Annotated in this window: 18 protein-coding genes; 6 read left to right on the top strand and 12 right to left on the bottom strand. The window is 70.9% G+C overall.

Features of this window, described 5'->3' with window-relative positions; genetic code table 11:
• Positions 1–141: 141 nt before the first annotated feature.
• On the top strand, positions 142–741 hold the full coding sequence (locus tag ACZ6W9_RS26755) for an RNA polymerase sigma factor (protein WP_389956639.1): 600 nt from the start codon (positions 142–144) through the stop codon (positions 739–741).
• 2 nt (positions 742–743) lie between these two features.
• Positions 744–1,679, top strand: a complete 936-nt coding sequence (locus tag ACZ6W9_RS26750) for a CU044_5270 family protein (RefSeq protein ID WP_389956637.1) — start codon at positions 744–746, stop codon at positions 1,677–1,679.
• 129 nt (positions 1,680–1,808) lie between these two features.
• On the opposite strand, the gene ACZ6W9_RS26745 is transcribed toward ACZ6W9_RS26750, so the two are convergent.
• The 7 genes from ACZ6W9_RS26745 to ACZ6W9_RS26715 all read right to left on the bottom strand — a co-directional run bounded on the left by ACZ6W9_RS26745 (position 1,809) and on the right by ACZ6W9_RS26715 (position 10,346).
• Complete coding sequence (locus ACZ6W9_RS26745; protein ID WP_362943871.1) at positions 1,809–2,570, bottom strand: succinate dehydrogenase/fumarate reductase iron-sulfur subunit; 762 nt, start codon at positions 2,568–2,570, stop codon at positions 1,809–1,811.
• Position 2,571: 1 nt separating this feature from the next.
• Positions 2,572–4,461: a fumarate reductase/succinate dehydrogenase flavoprotein subunit gene (locus ACZ6W9_RS26740; protein ID WP_389956635.1), complete on the bottom strand. Its 1,890-nt coding sequence runs from the start codon at positions 4,459–4,461 to the stop codon at positions 2,572–2,574.
• 9 nt (positions 4,462–4,470) lie between these two features.
• On the bottom strand, positions 4,471–5,259 hold the full coding sequence (locus tag ACZ6W9_RS26735; protein WP_389956632.1) for a hypothetical protein: 789 nt from the start codon (positions 5,257–5,259) through the stop codon (positions 4,471–4,473).
• A gap of 536 nt (positions 5,260–5,795) precedes the next feature.
• Entirely contained in the window at positions 5,796–6,245 is a 450-nt protein-coding gene (locus ACZ6W9_RS26730; RefSeq protein WP_362943864.1) for a response regulator, read from the bottom strand.
• Complete coding sequence (locus ACZ6W9_RS26725) at positions 6,238–7,821, bottom strand: sensor histidine kinase (RefSeq protein WP_389956629.1); 1,584 nt, start codon at positions 7,819–7,821, stop codon at positions 6,238–6,240. The genes ACZ6W9_RS26730 and ACZ6W9_RS26725 overlap by 8 nt, the downstream gene beginning before the upstream one ends.
• Positions 7,821–9,035 carry a PP2C family protein-serine/threonine phosphatase gene (locus ACZ6W9_RS26720; protein ID WP_389956627.1) on the bottom strand — a complete coding sequence of 405 codons (1,215 nt, stop codon included), beginning with the start codon at positions 9,033–9,035 and terminating at the stop codon, positions 7,821–7,823. Before ACZ6W9_RS26720 ends, ACZ6W9_RS26725 begins: the two co-directional genes overlap by 1 nt.
• A 378-nt stretch (positions 9,036–9,413) precedes the next feature.
• Positions 9,414–10,346 (bottom strand): LysR family transcriptional regulator, encoded by a 933-nt coding sequence (locus tag ACZ6W9_RS26715; protein ID WP_389956625.1) that lies wholly within the window; start codon positions 10,344–10,346, stop codon positions 9,414–9,416.
• 196 nt (positions 10,347–10,542) lie between these two features.
• Between ACZ6W9_RS26715 and ACZ6W9_RS26710 the strand changes: the two genes are divergently transcribed.
• From ACZ6W9_RS26710 to ACZ6W9_RS26700, 3 genes are all read left to right on the top strand, one after another.
• Positions 10,543–11,304: a succinate dehydrogenase cytochrome b subunit gene (locus tag ACZ6W9_RS26710; RefSeq protein ID WP_389956622.1), complete on the top strand. Its 762-nt coding sequence runs from the start codon at positions 10,543–10,545 to the stop codon at positions 11,302–11,304.
• Positions 11,305–11,386: 82 nt separating this feature from the next.
• The gene (locus ACZ6W9_RS26705) at positions 11,387–13,315 is read left to right on the top strand and encodes a fumarate reductase/succinate dehydrogenase flavoprotein subunit (RefSeq protein ID WP_389956620.1); all 1,929 of its coding nucleotides are present in this window, start codon (positions 11,387–11,389) and stop codon (positions 13,313–13,315) included.
• A 76-nt stretch (positions 13,316–13,391) separates the two neighbouring features.
• Positions 13,392–14,129 (top strand): succinate dehydrogenase/fumarate reductase iron-sulfur subunit, encoded by a 738-nt coding sequence (locus tag ACZ6W9_RS26700; RefSeq protein WP_362943854.1) that lies wholly within the window; start codon positions 13,392–13,394, stop codon positions 14,127–14,129.
• 168 nt (positions 14,130–14,297) lie between these two features.
• Here the strand turns inward: ACZ6W9_RS26700 and ACZ6W9_RS26695 are convergent, their stop codons facing one another.
• Positions 14,298–14,684: a tautomerase family protein gene (locus ACZ6W9_RS26695; RefSeq protein ID WP_470120222.1), complete on the bottom strand. Its 387-nt coding sequence runs from the start codon at positions 14,682–14,684 to the stop codon at positions 14,298–14,300.
• A 62-nt stretch (positions 14,685–14,746) separates the two neighbouring features.
• Between ACZ6W9_RS26695 and ACZ6W9_RS26690 the strand changes: the two genes are divergently transcribed.
• Entirely contained in the window at positions 14,747–15,214 is a 468-nt protein-coding gene (locus ACZ6W9_RS26690) for a MarR family winged helix-turn-helix transcriptional regulator (RefSeq protein WP_470120221.1), read from the top strand.
• A 106-nt stretch (positions 15,215–15,320) separates the two neighbouring features.
• Here ACZ6W9_RS26690 and ACZ6W9_RS26685 read toward each other — a convergent pair whose 3' ends face one another.
• Genes ACZ6W9_RS26685 through ACZ6W9_RS26670 form a run of 4 tightly spaced genes read right to left on the bottom strand, consistent with a single transcriptional unit; the run spans position 15,321 to position 16,835 of the window.
• Positions 15,321–15,719 carry a hypothetical protein gene (locus ACZ6W9_RS26685; RefSeq protein WP_470120219.1) on the bottom strand — a complete coding sequence of 133 codons (399 nt, stop codon included), beginning with the start codon at positions 15,717–15,719 and terminating at the stop codon, positions 15,321–15,323.
• Entirely contained in the window at positions 15,716–16,006 is a 291-nt protein-coding gene (locus ACZ6W9_RS26680; protein WP_470120217.1) for a ribbon-helix-helix domain-containing protein, read from the bottom strand. The genes ACZ6W9_RS26685 and ACZ6W9_RS26680 overlap by 4 nt, the downstream gene beginning before the upstream one ends.
• A 49-nt stretch (positions 16,007–16,055) precedes the next feature.
• On the bottom strand, positions 16,056–16,601 hold the full coding sequence (locus ACZ6W9_RS26675) for a Clp protease N-terminal domain-containing protein (RefSeq protein WP_470120216.1): 546 nt from the start codon (positions 16,599–16,601) through the stop codon (positions 16,056–16,058).
• The gene (locus ACZ6W9_RS26670) at positions 16,602–16,835 is read right to left on the bottom strand and encodes an RNA polymerase subunit sigma-70 (RefSeq protein ID WP_362943850.1); all 234 of its coding nucleotides are present in this window, start codon (positions 16,833–16,835) and stop codon (positions 16,602–16,604) included.
• Positions 16,836–16,923: the final 88 nt, after the last annotated feature.

Raw genomic sequence — 16,923 nt, 5'->3', positions numbered from 1 at the left:
TGTCGCCTCTCGTTCTCCGCCGGCGCGTCCCGGCGTGGACGGCGGCGCCGCGGTCACCGGTGAAACGCTTTTCCGTGCATCGGCGAAGGAGCGCGACCACTCGAACCACGGAAGGCAGCCGATGACACGAGAGAGCCGACCATGACGGCGGCGCCCCAGGTGTCCACCGCCGAAGGGCTCAGCGACGCGGTGATCATCGAACGATCCTGGAACGACCCGGAAAGCTTCGCCGTCGTCTTCGACCGCTACTACTTCCAGATCCACGGCTTCGCCGCGCAGCGGCTGGGTCCGAGCCTGGCCGACGACGTGGCCGCGGAGACCTTCCTGATCGCGTTCGACCGCCGGAAACGCTATGACCTGTCCCGCGACGACGCCCGGCCCTGGCTGTACGGGATCGTCACCAATCTGCTCTCCCGGCACCACCGGGCGGAGGCCCGGCGTTACCGGGCGCTCTCCCGGACGCACCTCAGAGACGTCGACGACGACCACGCGGATCGGGTCGCGGGCCGGTTGGACGCCCAGGCGCACCGTGAGCCGCTGATGGCGGCCCTGGCGAAGGTCTCCAAAGCCCACCGGGACGCGCTGCTGCTGGTCGCGTGGGCCGGACTGAGCCACGAGGAGGCGGCCGAGGCGCTCGGCATCACCTCCGCCGGCGTTCGCACCCGGCTGCACCGGGCCCGCAAGAGGATCCGCGCCGCACTGGACCACATCGGACCGGCCACCACAGAGAAGGAGCTTTGAGAATGGACGACCTCGAGATGCTGCACGAGGCCAGGCCCCGGCCTGCCGCTCCCTCCCACGCCGCCCACACCGCCGCCCGCGAGGCCCTGGTACGGCATGCCGTCGCCTCTCCGGCCGCGCCGGCGCGGCGCGACCGCCGGTTCCTGCCGTCGAGGACACGCATACTGCTGGCCGCGTCGGCGGCCCTGGCCGCGGGCGCCGCGGCGGTCACGGTCGTGGTCGCCGGGCCCGCGGGGGCGCCCGCCGTCACCTCCGCCGTCTCCGCCGGCCCGACGACCGTCGTGCAGAGGTCGGGGCGGCAGATCCTGCTCGCCGCGGCGACCGCCGCGGCGGCCGCTCCCGAGGAACCGGGTGCCTACTGGTACGTCAAGACCGTGAACACGGACACCGTGCCCGGGCAGGAACCGGCGACGTCGTCCGTGGAGACCTGGACCGCGCGTGACGGCAGGTCCTGGGTCCGGCGGAGCGGGAAGGGCGAGGTCGAGAAGAACGACGGCGGCCACGGGCACTGGACCGACGGGTTCGACCTGGAGGGCACCAGGCTGAGCTATGAGCAGATCCAGGGGCTCCCCACGGGTCCGGACGACCTGGTGGCGTGGCTCACCGAGCACGCGACGGGGGTGCTCAACGAGGAGGCCGCCCGTTACGTCCCGCTGCTCGATGTCCTGTCCCGCATGCCCGCACCGCCGGAGGTCCGCGAGGCCGCCTTCCGGGCGCTCGCCGCGCTGCCCGACGTCCGGAGCCTCGGGACCGCCGACGGGGGAGAGAGCCTGCTGCTCAAGGTTTCGGACGGTGAGATCAAGCTGGTGGTGGACGTCGAGGCGGCGCGGCTACGCGAGTCGGCCTTCACCCCGGCTTCCACGAAGCCGGGGAAGGACGGCGCGATCCGCACGGAGAAGGCCGAGTGGACGGACGACCTGCCGGAGACGGCTCACTGACGGGACCCGGCGCGCACGCCGGCCGTACGGTCTCCTCCCGGTGAAAAAGCGGCGGCGCCGGCCACGCGGGGGCGTGGCCGGCGCCGTCAGCGGACACCGCCGTCAGCGGTCATCCGCCGGGGGAGGCGGTCACCGCTTCGTGTCGGAACGCCGGAAGATCTTGTTGCCGAGCCAGACCAGCGGGTCGTACTTCCGGTCGACGACGCGTTCCTTCATCGGGATCAGCGCGTTGTCGGTGATCTTGATGTGCTCCGGGCAGACCTCGGTGCAGCACTTGGTGATGTTGCAGTAGCCGAGGCCGTGCTCCTCCTGCGCGGAGTCCTTGCGGTCCGCCACGTCGTAGGGGTGCATGTCCAGCTCGGCGATCCGCATGAGGAAGCGCGGACCGGCGAAGGCCGGCTTGTTCTCCTCGTGGTCGCGGATCACGTGGCAGACGTTGTTGCACATGAAGCACTCGATGCACTTGCGGAACTCCTGGGACCGCTCGACGTCGATCTGCTGCATGCGGTACTCGCCCGGCTTCACGTCCGCAGGCGGGGTGAAGGACGGGATCTCCCGGGCCTTCTGGTAGTTGAACGAGACGTCGGTGACCAGGTCCTTGATCACCGGGAACGTCCGCATGGGCGTCACGGTGATCGTCTCGTCCTCCGTGAAGGTGGACATCCGGGTCATGCAGCCGAGCTTGGGCTTGCCGTTGATCTCCATGGAGCAGGAGCCGCACTTGCCGGCCTTGCAGTTCCACCGGACCGCGAGGTCGGGCGCCTGGGTGGCCTGGAGCCGGTGGATGATGTCGAGGACGACCTCGCCCTCGTTCACCTCGACGGTGAAGTCCTCCAGCCGTCCCTCGCCGCCCTCGCCCCGCCACACGCGGAACTTCGCCTTGTAGCTCATGTCACTCCTTGACCGACGTGTCGAGACCGGCCAGCTCTTCGTCCGTCATGTACTTCTTCAGCTCGTCGAGCTCGAAGAGCCTGATCAGGTCGTCGCGCATGGACGGCTGGACCTTCTCCTCCACCGTGACCGAGCCGTCCGGGGCCAGGGCGCAGGACAGGAGCCTGCGGCGCCACTCCGCCGACATGCCCGGGAAGTCGTCACGGGTGTGGCCGCCGCGGCTCTCCTCGCGGAGCAGGGCCGCCTTGGCCACGCACTCGGAGACCAGCAGCATGTTGCGCAGGTCGAGGGCGAGGTGCCAGCCGGGGTTGTAGATCCGGCTCCCGGTCGCCCCGACGTGCTGGGCCCGCTCCTTGAGCTTGCCCACCGCCTCCAGCGCCTCGGTGATCTCCTCGGACTTGCGGATGATGCCGACCAGCTCGTTCATCGTCCGCTGCAGCTCCTGGTGGACCACGTAGGGGTTCTCCCCCGACCGCTCCAGCGGCTCCAGCGCCTCGGTCCTGGCCGCCTCCACCGCGTCTTCGGCGACCTTGGGCCGCGTCCGGAGGCCGTCGACGTAGGCGGCGGCCCCGGCGCCCGCGCGGCGGCCGAACACCAGCAGGTCGGACAGCGAGTTGCCGCCGAGCCGGTTGGAGCCGTGCATGCCGCCGGAGACCTCGCCGGCCGCGAAGAGACCGGGGACGGACGCCTGGCCGGTGTCGGCGTCCACCTCGACGCCGCCCATGATGTAGTGACAGGTCGGGCCGACCTGCATGGGCTCCTTCGTGATGTCGACGTCGGCCAGCTCCTTGAACTGGTGGTGCATCGACGGCAGCCGCCGGGTGATCTCGGCGGCGGGCAGCCGGCTGGAGACGTCCAGGAAGACGCCGCCCTGGGGCGATCCGCGACCGGCCTTGACCTCGGAGTTGATGGCGCGGGCCACCTCGTCACGGGGCAGCAGCTCCGGGGGACGGCGGTTGTTCGCCTGGTCGCCGTACCAGCGGTCGGCCTCCTCCTCGGTGGTGGCGTACTTGTCCTTGAACACCTCGGGGATGTAGTCGAACATGAAGCGCTTGCCCTCGGAGTTCCTCAGCACCCCGCCGTCACCGCGGACGGACTCGGTGACGAGGATGCCGCGGACCGACGGAGGCCAGACCATCCCGGTGGGGTGGAACTGGATGAACTCCATGTTGATCAGCTTGGCCCCGGCCAGCAGCGCCAGCGCGTGGCCGTCCCCGGTGTACTCCCAGGAGTTGGAGGTCACCACGTAGGACTTGCCGATGCCGCCGGTGGCCAGCACGACCGCCGGGGCGTCGAAGAGGACGAACCTGCCGTTCTCCCGCCAGTAGCCGAAGGCGCCGGAGATCGCGTCGCCGTCCTTGAGCAGACGGGTCACCGTGCACTCGGCGAAGACCTTGATGTACGCCTCGGCGTCCCCGTGCCGCCGCTCGTCCTCCTGCTGGAGGGCGACGACCCGCTGCTGCAGGGTGCGGATCATCTCCAGGCCGGTACGGTCACCGACGTGGGCCAGCCGGGGGTACTCGTGCCCGCCGAAGTTACGCTGGCTGATCTTGCCGTCCTTGGTGCGGTCGAACAGCGCGCCCCATGCCTCCAGCTCCCAGACCCGGTCCGGGGCCTCCTTGGCGTGCAGCTCGGCCATCCTCCAGTTGTTGAGGAACTTGCCGCCGCGCATGGTGTCGCGGAAGTGCACCATCCAGTTGTCGTCGCTGTTGACGTTGCCCATGGCGGCGGCGGCGCCGCCCTCGGCCATGACGGTGTGCGCCTTGCCGAACAACGACTTGCAGATGATCGCGGTCCGCTTGCCCTGCTGGCGGGCCTCGATGGCCGCCCGCAGTCCCGCACCGCCGGCGCCGATGACGACGACGTCGTATTCGTGACGCTCGATTTCCACAGCAGATCCTTATGCGAACGGGAAGTTGACGATGCCCTTGGCGACCAGCCGGACGTACAGGTCGGCTCCCATGACCGTGAACATCGAGATCAGCGCCAGCTCCTGGTGCTTGGCGTTGAGCTTGGAGACGAAGCCCCAGGCGCGGTAGCGGAGCGGGTGCCGGGAGAAGTGGTTCAGGCGGCCCGCCGTGATGTGCCGGCAGGAGTGGCACGACAGCGTGTACAGGTTGATGAAGACCGCGTTGATGATCAGGATCCAGGTGCCGAGCCCGAACGGCTTGCCGATGAGGGCCTTCACCGCGTCGATGGCGAGGATCAGGCCGATCACGATCGCCGCGTAGAAGAAGTAGCGGTGGATGTTCTGCAGGATCAGCGGGAAGCGGGACTCGCCGGTGTAGCGGCCGTGCGGCTCGCCCACCGCGCACGCCGGGGGCGAGAGCCAGAAGCCGCGGTAGTAGGCCTTGCGGTAGTAGTAGCAGGTGAAGCGGAACCCGGCGGGCAGGCCGAGGATCAGCAGGCCCGGCGGCAGGGTGTACCAGTCGCCGAACGGCGCGAAGCCGAACAGCCGCGCCTCCTCCGGGCAGGTCGCCTGCGCCAGGCACGGGGAGGCGAACGGCGCGTGGTACGGGGAGACGAAGAAGCTCTTATCGAAGATCGCCCATGTGGCGTAGATCAGGAACGCCATGAAGATGATGAAGGTGACCAGTGGGTAGCGCCACCACCGGTCCGTCCGCAGGGTGCGTTCCTTGATCTGCGCACGTTGCCTTCTGGCCGTGTTCTCGGCCGTTGTCTGGGTCATCGTCGACCTTCCACCTCCCGCGAACCCTGCTGCCGGGGGTCCGGGTGATCTAAGTTGTGCGGCGCACCGCGGGTCGTCGTCGCGCCGGCTCAGCGTGCGCGCGCGTATTGGTGGGGGATACGTTACGACGCGGCCCGGGGGTTGTGTGAGAAAGGTCACTCACATTTTCCCACTCTCGGTGTGATTCCTGTCACGTTGGTCAGGAAGGAGTCACCGGCCAGTCAAGACCGCCCGCGAAGGCGGGACGTGGGGAGATCGTCGGTCACGGCGGACGGCGGCTGAGAGGCCCGCAGAGCGGCGGAGCGGGACCGGTGAAGATCAGCAGGTGGGCGTCCGGAGGAGGGGCCGGAGGGGCACGGGAGGCGGCGCCGGAAGCGGACCGGAGGCGGCGCCGGAAGGCCGCGCGGGGGCACGGGAGGCGGCACCCGGAAGGCCGTACGGGAGGGCCGCCCGGGAGGACGGCGGGCGGGCCGCGGGGCCGCGACGCGCGGCGGCCCCGCGCCGGCCGGGCGCGACAGAGGCAGAGAGGAGAGAGGTCAGTACCGCTGGTTGCTGCCGGGCAGCTTGACCACGGTCACGAAGAAGTCGTCGATGCGCCGGACCACGCTGATGAACTGGTCGAAGTCGACGGGCTTGGAGACGTAGGCGTTGGCGTGCAGGTTGTAGCTGCGCAGGATGTCCTCCTCGGACTCCGACGTCGTCAGCACGACCACGGGGATGCCCCGCAGCTTCTCGTCGGACTTTATGTCCTGCAGCACCTCCCGGCCGTCCTTGCGGGGGAGGTTGAGGTCGAGCAGGATCAGGTCGGGCCGGGGGGCGTCGGCGTACTCGCCCTCCTGGCGCAGGAACGCCATGGCCTGCTCGCCGTCGTTGACGACGTGCAGCTTGTTCCGGACCTTGTTGAGCTCGAACGCCTCCTTGGTCAGCAGGACGTCACCCGGGTCGTCCTCGACCAGGAGCACGTCGATCCAGCGCAGGTCATTCATCGGTCTCTCCAGTAGGAAGGGTCCACTTGAAGGTCGTCCCCGTCGTGCCGGGCTCCGGCTGTTCCACCCAGATCCGGCCGCCGTGGTACTCGACGATCTTCTTGCACAGGGCCAGCCCGATGCCGGTGCCGGCGTAGGCGTCCCGGCCGTGCAGGCGCTGGAAGATCAGGAAGATGCGTTCAGTGTATTTGCCGTCGATGCCTATGCCGTTGTCGGCGCAGAAGAACTCCCACATCTCCCCGTCGCGCCGCACGCCGATGCGGACCTTCGGCGGCTCCTCCGAGCGGAACTTCACCGCGTTGCCGATGAGGTTCTGGAAGAGCTGGGTGAGCTGGGACCGGTTGCCGTGCACCACGGGCAGCTCGTCGCAGGTCACGGTCGCGCCGGCCTCCTCGATGGGCGCGGCGAGGTTCTTCAGCGCGGCCTGCAGGGGCACGTCGGCGTCGAGCGTGGTCATCTCCCCGCCGATCCTGCCCACCCGGGAGAAGTCGAGCAGGTCGTTGATGAGGAGCTGCATGCGCTTGGCGCCGTCCACGGCGAAGGTGATGTACTGCTTGGCGCGGGCGTCGAGCTGGTCGCCGTAGCGCTGGTCGAGCATCTGGGTGAAGCTGGCCACCTTGCGCAGCGGTTCCTGCAGGTCGTGGCTGGCGACGTAGGCGAACTGCTCCAGCTCGCTGTTGGATCGCCGCAGCTCGGCGGTCTGTTCCTCCAGCTTGGCCTGCGCCTCGGAGGCGCGCCGCCACTCCGCCAGCATGCGGCGGCGCATGGCGTCGACGTGCCCGGACAGCTCCGACAGCTCCGACGGCCGCTCGACCTTGAGGCGGTGGTCGAAGTCTCCCTGGCCGACCGCGCGGACCTGCTCGGTCAGCTCGGCCAGCGGGCGCAGTACGGCGAAGCGCACGATCAGCACCGCGCCGACCCCGGCCAGGGCCAGGACGGCGACGATCACGCCGAGCGCCACGTAGAGCGCGGACCAGCCCTGGTTCAGCCGGGCGCTCCCCTCGTCGTGCAGCCGGTTCAGATGCGTCTGGAGGGTGGACAGCGATCGGCGGACCTCGGTGAACCGCTCACCGTTGACCGGCGCCATCCGCTGGGCGGACTCGGTCTTGTAGGTCGGCACCGAGGCGATGAGCGGCTCGGCGTAGTCGCGCCGCCAGGCGTCCCCGGTGTCCTTGAGCCGCTGGACCTCGGCGCGGACCGCGTCGCTCTCCGGGATGCGGGGCATGAGCCGTTCGAGCTCGGCCATCGCCCTGCGCTCGTCGGCGACGGCGGAGCGGTAGGCCAGCAGGGAGCGCTCCTCGTTCGTCCTGCCGTACGTCCGCGCGGCGCTCTCCTGCGCGGACAGCGCGTTGGAGATCTCCAGGGTGCGCAGCGCCGCGGGGTCGACGACGTCGACCACGGCGCCCCGCAGCCGGGTGAAGTCCTTCATCGAGGCGACCGCGAAGAGGCCGGTGATCGCCAGGGCCACCGCGATCAGCACGCCGGTGAGCAGGAACCACTGGCCGACCCGGAGCTTGCCGAAGCCCGTCGCGGGCTCGGGGACGGGCAGCGGGCGCAGGCGCCCGCGGTCGCTCATCACGCCTCCTCCCGCTCCTGCCCGCCGGGCCGGGGGACTCCGCCGGGCCGGGAGATGAGGACGGTGGCCAGGTCGTCGCTGAGCGCGTCGCGGTTCAGCTCGATCACCCGCTCGATGAGCCGGTCGAGGTGGATGCCGCCCTGCTCGTGGACCAGCCGGAGCAGCCCCTCGGTGCCGAGCAGGTCGGGGCCGCCGCCCACGGTGGCCTCGATCAGGCCGTCGGTGTAGAGGAGCATCGACCACTCGTCGCCCAGCGGCACCTCGATCTCCGACCAGTCGACGCCCTGGAAGATCCCCAGCGGGGGACCGGAGGGGGTGCCCTGCAGCACGCCGATCGCTCCGTCGCGGATCAGCAGGGGCGGGGGGTGGCCGACCACGTGCATCCGGGCGCGGTCCAGGGATGCGTCGATCGTGGCGATGCAGAGCGTCGTGAAGATCTCCGGGGACTTGCGTTCGAGGCGCAGCACCGAGTCGAGGGTGCGCAGCAGCTCGTTGCCGGTGTGCCCGGCCAGGACCAGGGTCCGCCAGGCGATCCGCAGCGCCACGCCCAGGGCCGCCTCGTCCGGGCCGTGCCCGCACACGTCGCCGACGACCACGTGCACGGCGCCGTCGGGCCCCTGAACGGTGTCCCAGAAGTCGCCGGCGAGCAGGGCGCGGCGGCGGCCGGGGAGGTATCGGGCCTGGTGGTCCAGGCCGTCGGACTCCAGCAGCGGGACCGGCAGCAGCCTGCGTTCGAGGCGGGCGTTCTCCTTGGCCGTCAGCTGGGCCTCGACGAGGCTGCGCTGCGCCAGGTCGGCGCGCTTGCGCTCCATCGCGTAGCTGATCGCGCGGGCCAGCAGCCTGGCCTCCACGTCCTGCTTGACGAGGTAGTCCTGGGCGCCCGCGGCGACGGCCTCGACGCCGACGTGGGTGTCGTTGAGGCCGGTCAGCACGAGCACCGCGGTGTCGGGCGCCATCGACAGCACCTGCTCCAGCGCCTCCAGGCCGCTGGCGTCGGGCAGGGAGAGGTCCACGAGCACGCACTGGACGTCGGGGGTGAGCCGCTCCCTGGTCTCGGCCAGGCTGCGCGCCCAAATGATCTTATGAGGGTTCTCCGACTCGCCGAGCAGCTCCTCCACGAGGAAGGCGTCGCCCGCGTCGTCCTCGATGAGGAGGATCGTGAGCGTGTCGTTGGAGGGGGCGGTCACGGACGCCTCTTCATGGATTGGGGGCACCTTGTCAACGTATGAAGAATAGTGTGACACCAGGACTCAACGTGTGATGATCAGGCCCGCGGCCTCGCGGCCCTCTCGCAACCGCCCGGTGGCCCCCTCACGGTCCGGCCGGGCGGCGGCGATCCGGCGCGCCCGTCGTCGCCCCGCATCCATCCTGCCTGGATCCCATCCTGTACGGCCCGCCCGCCTCGCGCGCGCCGATCGGGAAACCGTTGCGCCGTTGTGAGACTTCCGTTGCGCCGGCCGGGGTGACGGCGCCTCGGAAGGGGCCGCGCCGGTTCCCGGCAGGGGCGGCGCCGCGCCGATCCCGCGCCCGGGAGGGCTCCGGGGCCGCGCCGGGTCGTGCCGGACCGACCGTGCCGGACCGCGCCGGGCCGCTCAGCCGGTGGTGATCAGCTCCAGCCCCTCGGGCAGGCTGCCGTCGTGCGCGGCCTCGGCGAGGAAGAACAGCAGCGTGTCGTGGAAGGCGCGGGCCGCCCGGGTGGGCTCGACGTCCTTGCGGTGGGCGATGGCGATGGTGCGCTGCAGCCCCGGGGGCGCCAGCGGGGTGCCGGTCAGCCCGGGACGGCCGTCCAGGACCATCGACGGGACCAGCGCGATGCCCAGCCCGGCCTCCACGAACCGCAGCACGGCGTCCATCTCGCCGCCCTCCACCGACAGCCGCGGCTCGAACCCGGCCTGGCGGCACGCGCTGAGCGTGGCCTCCCGCAGGTCGTAGCCGCGGCGGAACATCACCATCGGCCGCCCGCGCAGCTCCTCCATCCGCAGGTACGGCCGGCGCACCGGCGCGTCGGTGGGGGAGACGACGACGAGGTTCTCCCGCAGCACCTCCTCGGTGGCCAGCGCCGGGTCGTCGCTCTGCAGCGGCATGATGATCAGCGCCAGGTCGAGCTGGCCGCGGGCCAGGGCACGGACCAGATCGCGGGAGCCGCCCTCCTCCACCAGCAGTTCGATGCCGGGGTAGTCGCGGTGGAACCGCGCCAGGGCGTCGGCCATCAGCCCGGCGCACAGCGAGGGCGTGGCGCCGAGCCGTACCCTCCCCCGGCGCAGCCCCGCCAGCTCGGCGACCTCCCGCCGCGCGGTGTCGGCGTCGGCCAGTATCCGCCGGGCCAGCGGCAGCAGGGCCTCGCCCGCGGCGGTGAGCGTGACGTTCCCCCGGGCACGGCTGAACAGCGGCGCCCCGAGGTCGGCCTCCAGCGCCTTGATCTGCTTGCTCAGCGAGGGCTGGGCGACGCGCATCCGCTCGGCGGCGTGGGTGAAGTGCCGTGCCTCGGCGACCGCCACGAAGTAGGCGAGTTGCTGGAGCTGCACGCATTTAGCGTACGGATGCCCCGGGGGCGGATCCGGGGTGGCCCCCTGGGAGGGGGACGATGTGAGATTACTCGCACCCCGCCGCCGGACGCGCGCTCTCAACCTGCGCCGACGCAGAGCCGATAGCCGCGGGCTATGGAAACGAGGCTCACGATGACTTGGACGGCGGAAAGGCCCCGTGCCTAGCGTCGCATCCGTGACTGCCACCATTGAGCGCGGTTCCGCCACCGCGTCGATCAATCCCCCCGGCGACGCCGCCGCCAAGAAGACGGCCAGGAGGCGCGGCGGGTTCCTGAGCTCCTCCAACGGCAAGAAAGCCGTGATGGCCGTCACGGGCGCCGTCATGGTGCTCTTCCTCGTCGTCCACATGATCGGGAACCTCAAGAGCTTCCTCGGCGCCGAGGAGTTCAACTCCTACGCCGCCTCCCTGCGGACCCTCGGCGAGCCGATCCTCCCGCACCGCGTCCTGCTGACCGGGCTGGAGGTCGTGCTGGTCGTCGCGCTGGCGCTGCACGTGTGGGCGGCGGTCTCCCTGGCGCGGCGCGCGGGCCGGGCCCGCCCGGTCAAGTACGCGGTCCGGCGGAGGTCCCAGGCCGGCGGCTACGCCATCCACTTCATGCGCTACGGCGGCGCCGCGATCTTCTTCTTCCTGATCTGGCACCTGCTGGACCTCACCTTCGGCACGGTCAACCCGGCCGGCGGCGCGGGCACGCCGTTCGAGCGGCTGGTGGAGGGCTTCGCCCCCTCGCGCTGGTGGGTGACGCTGTTCTACGTGCTCGCCGTCCTCGCGGTCGGCCAGCACCTGCGCCACGGCCTGTGGAGCGCCTTCCAGACCCTCGGACGGGCCGGTCGCCGCAGCTACCGGACGCTGAACGCGGTCGCCGTCACGATCGCCGTGGTGATGGTCCTCGGCTTCCTCGCGGTCCCCGCCGGCGTCATGGCCGGGATCGTCAAGTGAGCGGGACCCGTACGGCGGGCGCGGCGCGGGCCGCACGGCAGGACTGTCCCCAGCGCGGTGAACGAGGAACGGTGAGCGAGAGATGACCATGAACTACACCGAGGGCGCGCCGATCCGCGACACCAAGGCTCCCGAGGGTCCCATCGAGGACCGCTGGGAGAAGCGGAAGTTCAGCGCCAAGCTGGTCAATCCGGCCAACAAGCGCAAGCTGCACGTCATCGTGGTCGGCACCGGCCTCGCGGGCGGCTCGGCCGCCGCGACGCTCGGCGAGCTCGGCTACAACGTCACGTCGTTCTGCTACCAGGACTCGCCCCGGCGGGCGCACTCCATCGCGGCGCAGGGCGGCATCAACGCGGCCAAGAACTACCGCGGCGACGGCGACTCGATCTACCGGCTGTTCTACGACACGGTCAAGGGCGGCGACTTCCGCGCCCGCGAGTCGAACGTCTACCGCCTGGCCCAGGTCAGCGTGAACATCATCGACCAGGCCGTGGCCCAGGGCGTGCCGTTCGCCCGCGAGTACGGCGGCCTGCTGGACACCCGCTCCTTCGGTGGCGCCCAGGTGTCGCGCACCTTCTACGCCCGCGGCCAGACGGGCCAGCAGCTCCTGCTCGGCGCCTACCAGGCGCTGGAGCGGCAGATCGCGGCCGGCACCGTCAAGATGCACACCCGCCACGAGATGCTCGACCTGATCGTCGCCGACGGCCGGGCACGCGGCGTGATCGTCCGCGACATGGTGACCGGCGAGATCGAGCGGCACACCGCCGACGCGGTCGTGCTGGCCAGCGGCGGCTACGGCAACGTGTTCTTCCTGTCCACCAACGCCAAGGGCTGCAACACCACGGCGATCTGGCGGGCGCACCGGCGCGGCGCCTACTTCGCCAACCCGTGCTACACCCAGATCCACCCGACCTGCATCCCGGTCAGCGGCGACTACCAGTCCAAGCTGACGCTGATGTCGGAGTCGCTGCGCAACGACGGACGCGTGTGGGTGCCGCTCCAGAAGGGCGACGCCCGGCCGGCCTCGGAGATCCCCGAGGACGAGCGCGACTACTACCTGGAGCGCATCTACCCGGCGTTCGGCAACCTGGTCCCGCGTGACATCGCCTCCCGCGCGGCCAAGAACGTCTGCGACGAGGGCCGCGGCGTCGGCCCCGGCGGGCTGGGCGTCTACCTCGACTTCGCCGACGCGATCAGGCGGCTCGGCCGCGACGCGGTGGAGAAGAAGTACGGCAACCTCTTCGAGATGTACGAGCGCATCACCGGCGAGGACCCGTACACCCAGCCGATGCGCATCTACCCGGCCGTGCACTACACCATGGGCGGCCTGTGGGTGGACTACGACCTGCAGTCCACCATCCCGGGCCTGTTCGTGATCGGCGAGGCCAACTTCTCCGACCACGGCGCCAACCGCCTGGGCGCCTCGGCGCTGATGCAGGGCCTGGCCGACGGCTACTTCGTGCTGCCGACGACCATCGGCGACTACCTCGCGAACGGCCCCTACGGGGAGGTCGACGAGGACGCGGTGGCGGAGGCCGAGACCGCGGTGCGCCGGAAGATCGAGCGGCTGCTGACCAACGACGGCACCCGTACGGCCGACTCCTACCACCGCGAGCTGGGCAAGCTCATGTGGGACTACTGCGGCATGGAGCGCACCGAGGAGTCGCTGCGCAAGGCGCTGGAGCGGATCCCCGAGCTGCGCGAGGAGTTCTGGAAGAACGTCAAGGTCTCCGGCACCGCCGAGGAGCTCAACCAGGCGCTGGAGCGGGCCGGCCGGGTGGCCGACTTCTTCGACCTGGCCGAGCTGATGTGCCTCGACGCCCTGCACCGCACCGAGTCGTGCGGCGGCCACTTCCGCGCCGAGTCGCAGGACGCCGACGGCGAGGCGCTGCGCGACGACGAGAACTTCGCCTACGTCGCGGCCTGGGAGCACGGCGAGGAGGGGCCGATCCTGCACAGGGAGGCCCTCGAGTACGAGTACGTCAAGATGACCCAGCGGAGCTACAAGTGATTCGGCGGGCCGGCGAGCACGGCGACGTCGTCCACGCCCGCGCCGGGCGAGTGAGCGAAAACGAGGAGCCGCGGGCATGAACCTCACCCTGAAGATCTGGCGCCAGAAGGACGCCCAGGACAAGGGCCGCATGGTCACCTACCGGGTGGAGGACGTCTCCCCGGACATGTCCTTCCTGGAGATGCTCGACGTGCTCAACGAGCGTCTCATCCTGGAGGGCGACGAGCCGGTCGCCTTCGACCACGACTGCCGCGAGGGCATCTGCGGCATGTGCGGCATGGTCATCAACGGTGTCGCGCACGGCGAGCAGGTGGCCACCACCACCTGCCAGCTCCACATGCGGCACTTCGAGGACGACGCGGTCATCACCATCGAGCCGTGGCGGGCCGCGCCGTTCCCGGTGATCAAGGACCTGGTCGTGGACCGCTCGTCGTTCGACCGGATCATCCAGGCCGGCGGCTTCATCTCCGTCCCGGCGGGGTCCGCGCCCGACGCGCACAGCGTCCCGGTGAAGAAGGAGGACGCCGACGACGCCTTCGACGCGGCCACCTGCATCGCCTGCGGCGCGTGCGTGGCGGCCTGCCCGAACGGCTCGGCATCCCTCTTCACCGCCGCCAAGATCACCCACCTCAGCCTCCTGCCGCAGGGCCAGCCCGAGCGCGAGTCCCGCGCCAAGGCCATGGTCGAGCAGATGGACGCCGAGGGCTTCGGCGGCTGCACCAACACCGGCGAGTGCACCGCGGTCTGCCCCAAGGGCATCCCGCTGGACACCATCGCCCGGATGAACCGCGACTACCTGCGGGCCTCGAAGTAGGTCCCCGCGCGAGCCCGCGGGCCCGCGCGCCGAGTGGACGGCTCCCGGCCACGGCCGGGAGCCGTCCCGCTTCTCCGGCCGGACCCGCCGCCGGTCCGGCGGCGGTCCCGCCACGACGGGCCGGAGACCTGCGATCATCTCGGCGTGTGGAGAAGCAGGGCCGGCCGCCTAGTCGTCGACGATCACGCCTCCGACCGCGGTGCGGCCGGCCGGGACGGCGGCGAACTCCACCGTGACGGTGTCTCGCAGGTGTGCTCCGAGGACGCCGGCGACGGCGTCGGTGACGTTCCGTGCGAGCCTGGCGATGATCTCGCCGCTGTCGGGACGGGTGAACGCCGCCTCGCGGATGCCGAAGACGACCGCGGGCGCGGCCTCGTCGGCGGGCTCACCCCGCAGGCCCCATCGGCCGGCGGGTACGCCGTCGAGGTGGATGACGGCGACGTCGCGCGCCCATTCGCCGTACACGCCGACCACCGCCTCGGTCAGCGCGGCGATGAGGGCCGATTCGTTGCCCTGGAGCTGCGGTTCCAGTACCCGGACCGTCAGATGCGGCATCGTGATTCTCCTGTTTGCTCTCAAATCATCTTTGTTTCCAAAGGTATTCGGTGAGGTGCCAGATGGTCAACGACGGGGACGGCATGACCACCGACCAGGCGGTGCGGGCCATGCTGCTGCTGATGCCCAGGCTCGTCGGGCGGACCAAGCGGCTGCCCGTCCCGGAGGTGCTGCGGACCCTCGATCTCGCGCCCCGTCACCTGTCGCTGCTGGCCTACCTGCAGCACGACGGCCCCCTCACGGTGGGCCGGCTGGCGGAGAGGCTGGAGGTCGCTCCGACGACCGTCAGCCTCATGGTGGGCGACCTGTCCCGCCGCGGCGTGCTGACGCGGGAGGAGGACGACGCCGACCGGCGGCGGCGGCTCGTCGCGATCGCGCCGGAGTACGCCGAGCCGATCCGCGAGTGGCTGGCAGGCACCGCGCTGGCGTGGGCCGAGGTCCTGGCCGAGCTCACGCCGGCCGAGCGCGCCACGATCGTGCGGACGATGCGCGCCTTCGAGGCCGCCCTGGGCCGGCGGACGCGCGGCTGAGGTGACGGTCCCGGCCGCCGCTTCGGCTCCGGGGGCCGCCCCGGGACGACGGGTCCGTACGGCGGCCCACCCTTCGGGCCGGGACGGGCTCGCGGCGGTGCGGCCTTCAGATGGGGATGAGCTCCAGATGCCGGTAACCGGTCCATCCGGCGGGATCGGCGGTGAAGACGGGCCAGGCGCGCGTCATGGCAAGGTAGGCCGTATGGGCGTGGTGGAGAGCCACGTCGTGAGGGCGCGCGGCGTGCCGCGCCTGCCGGGCCACCCGGAACACCTCCTGGTCCGTCAGCCCGGCGACCTCGCAGGCCCGGAAGCCCAGGAGCCACATGAGCTTCTCGGGGTCGGGGTCCGCGATGATCGTCGCCTGGACGAGGGCGGTCACCGGGATCAGTAGGGTGTCGCCGTCGACGGTCAGCAGGTCCATCGCGGCGCGGATGTCGGCTCCTCGCCCGTCGTCGGCCAGGATGCGGAGAACGGCGGTGAGATCCGCCACGTAACCGGCGATCACGCGGCGGAGCTCTCCTCTGTCGTGGCCTTCCCGTGTGCGGCGGCCTCCCGCGCGGCGTGCATGCGCGTGCGGAGCTCGGCCCTGCGCCTGTCATAGGTCTCGGGGTCGGCGGCCCGGTCCTGCGCGATCATCGCGGCGAGACGTTCACGGGAGGTCCGATCGGCGTCCAGGCGCTGCTGGGCCAACTCGGCGAAGAATCCGGAGACGGTGCCCCCGGACGCCTCGGCCCACACCTTGACCTGCTCGTGCAACTCGTCGGGGATGCTGATCGTGATCTTCGAGACCATAAATGGAGAATACCAATTATGGCTTTGGCGTGGGCTGGAAAGCGGCCCGTCAGTCGAGTTCGGCGGTGATCTCCCGGCGGAGGGTCTCGGTGTCGATGCCCGCGCCGGTGATGACGCGCGCGCCCACGCCCTGGCCCTCGCGCAGGATCCCCAGCAGGACGTGGCCGTCGGAGATGTGTCCGTGCTTGAGGCGTACGGCCTCGCGCAGTGACAGCTCCAGCGTCTTCTTCGCCCGGGGGCTGAACGGGATGTGCCCGCCGGGCCGCCGGCCCCGCGCGGATCCGCGGTCCAGGGCCCCGGGGCCGAAGACGGCCTCGACCCGTTCCCGGACGGCCGAGAGGTCGATGCCGATGGTCTCCAGCGCCTCGGCGTCGAGGCCGCCGCCCGGCGGCGGGGCCAGGCGGGCGACCTCCCGGTAGGCACGGTCGTGGTCGAGCCCGTGGCGGGCGAGGACCCGCGCGGCGAGGCTCTGGGGCCGGTCGAGCAGGCCGAGCAGGATGTGCTCGGGACCGATGACGCGATGGTTCAGCCTGCGGGCGTTCTCCTGGGCGCCGACAACCGCCTGCCGGGCGTCCCCCTGGAACCGTTCGAACATCTACCTCTCCCTCCTCAGCAGCCCGCGGCCGCCCGCGTACTTCTTGTGCACCGCCTGCCGGCTGACCTCCAGGCAGTGCGCGATCTCCTGCCAGGACCAGCCCTGCTCGCGGGCGTTGTCCACCTGTAGGGCCTCCAGTCGGTCGACGAGCATCCGCAGCGCCCGCACGGCCCGGAGGCCGACGGCGGGGTCGCGGCTGCCGGCGTCGGAGGCCAGCTGTGCCGTGTCGCTCATGTCTGTCAATTTAGGTTGACGCGGTGATTGTGTCAACCAGAGTTGACGTGATCGTTTGCCGGAAAATGATTTGCCTGGTGAGAGGGGA

It is taken from the genome of Streptosporangium sp. NPDC053982 (assembly GCF_055585205.1).
Note: the sequence above shows the minus strand (reverse complement) of the source record. Positions and strands in the feature narration are given on the sequence as shown.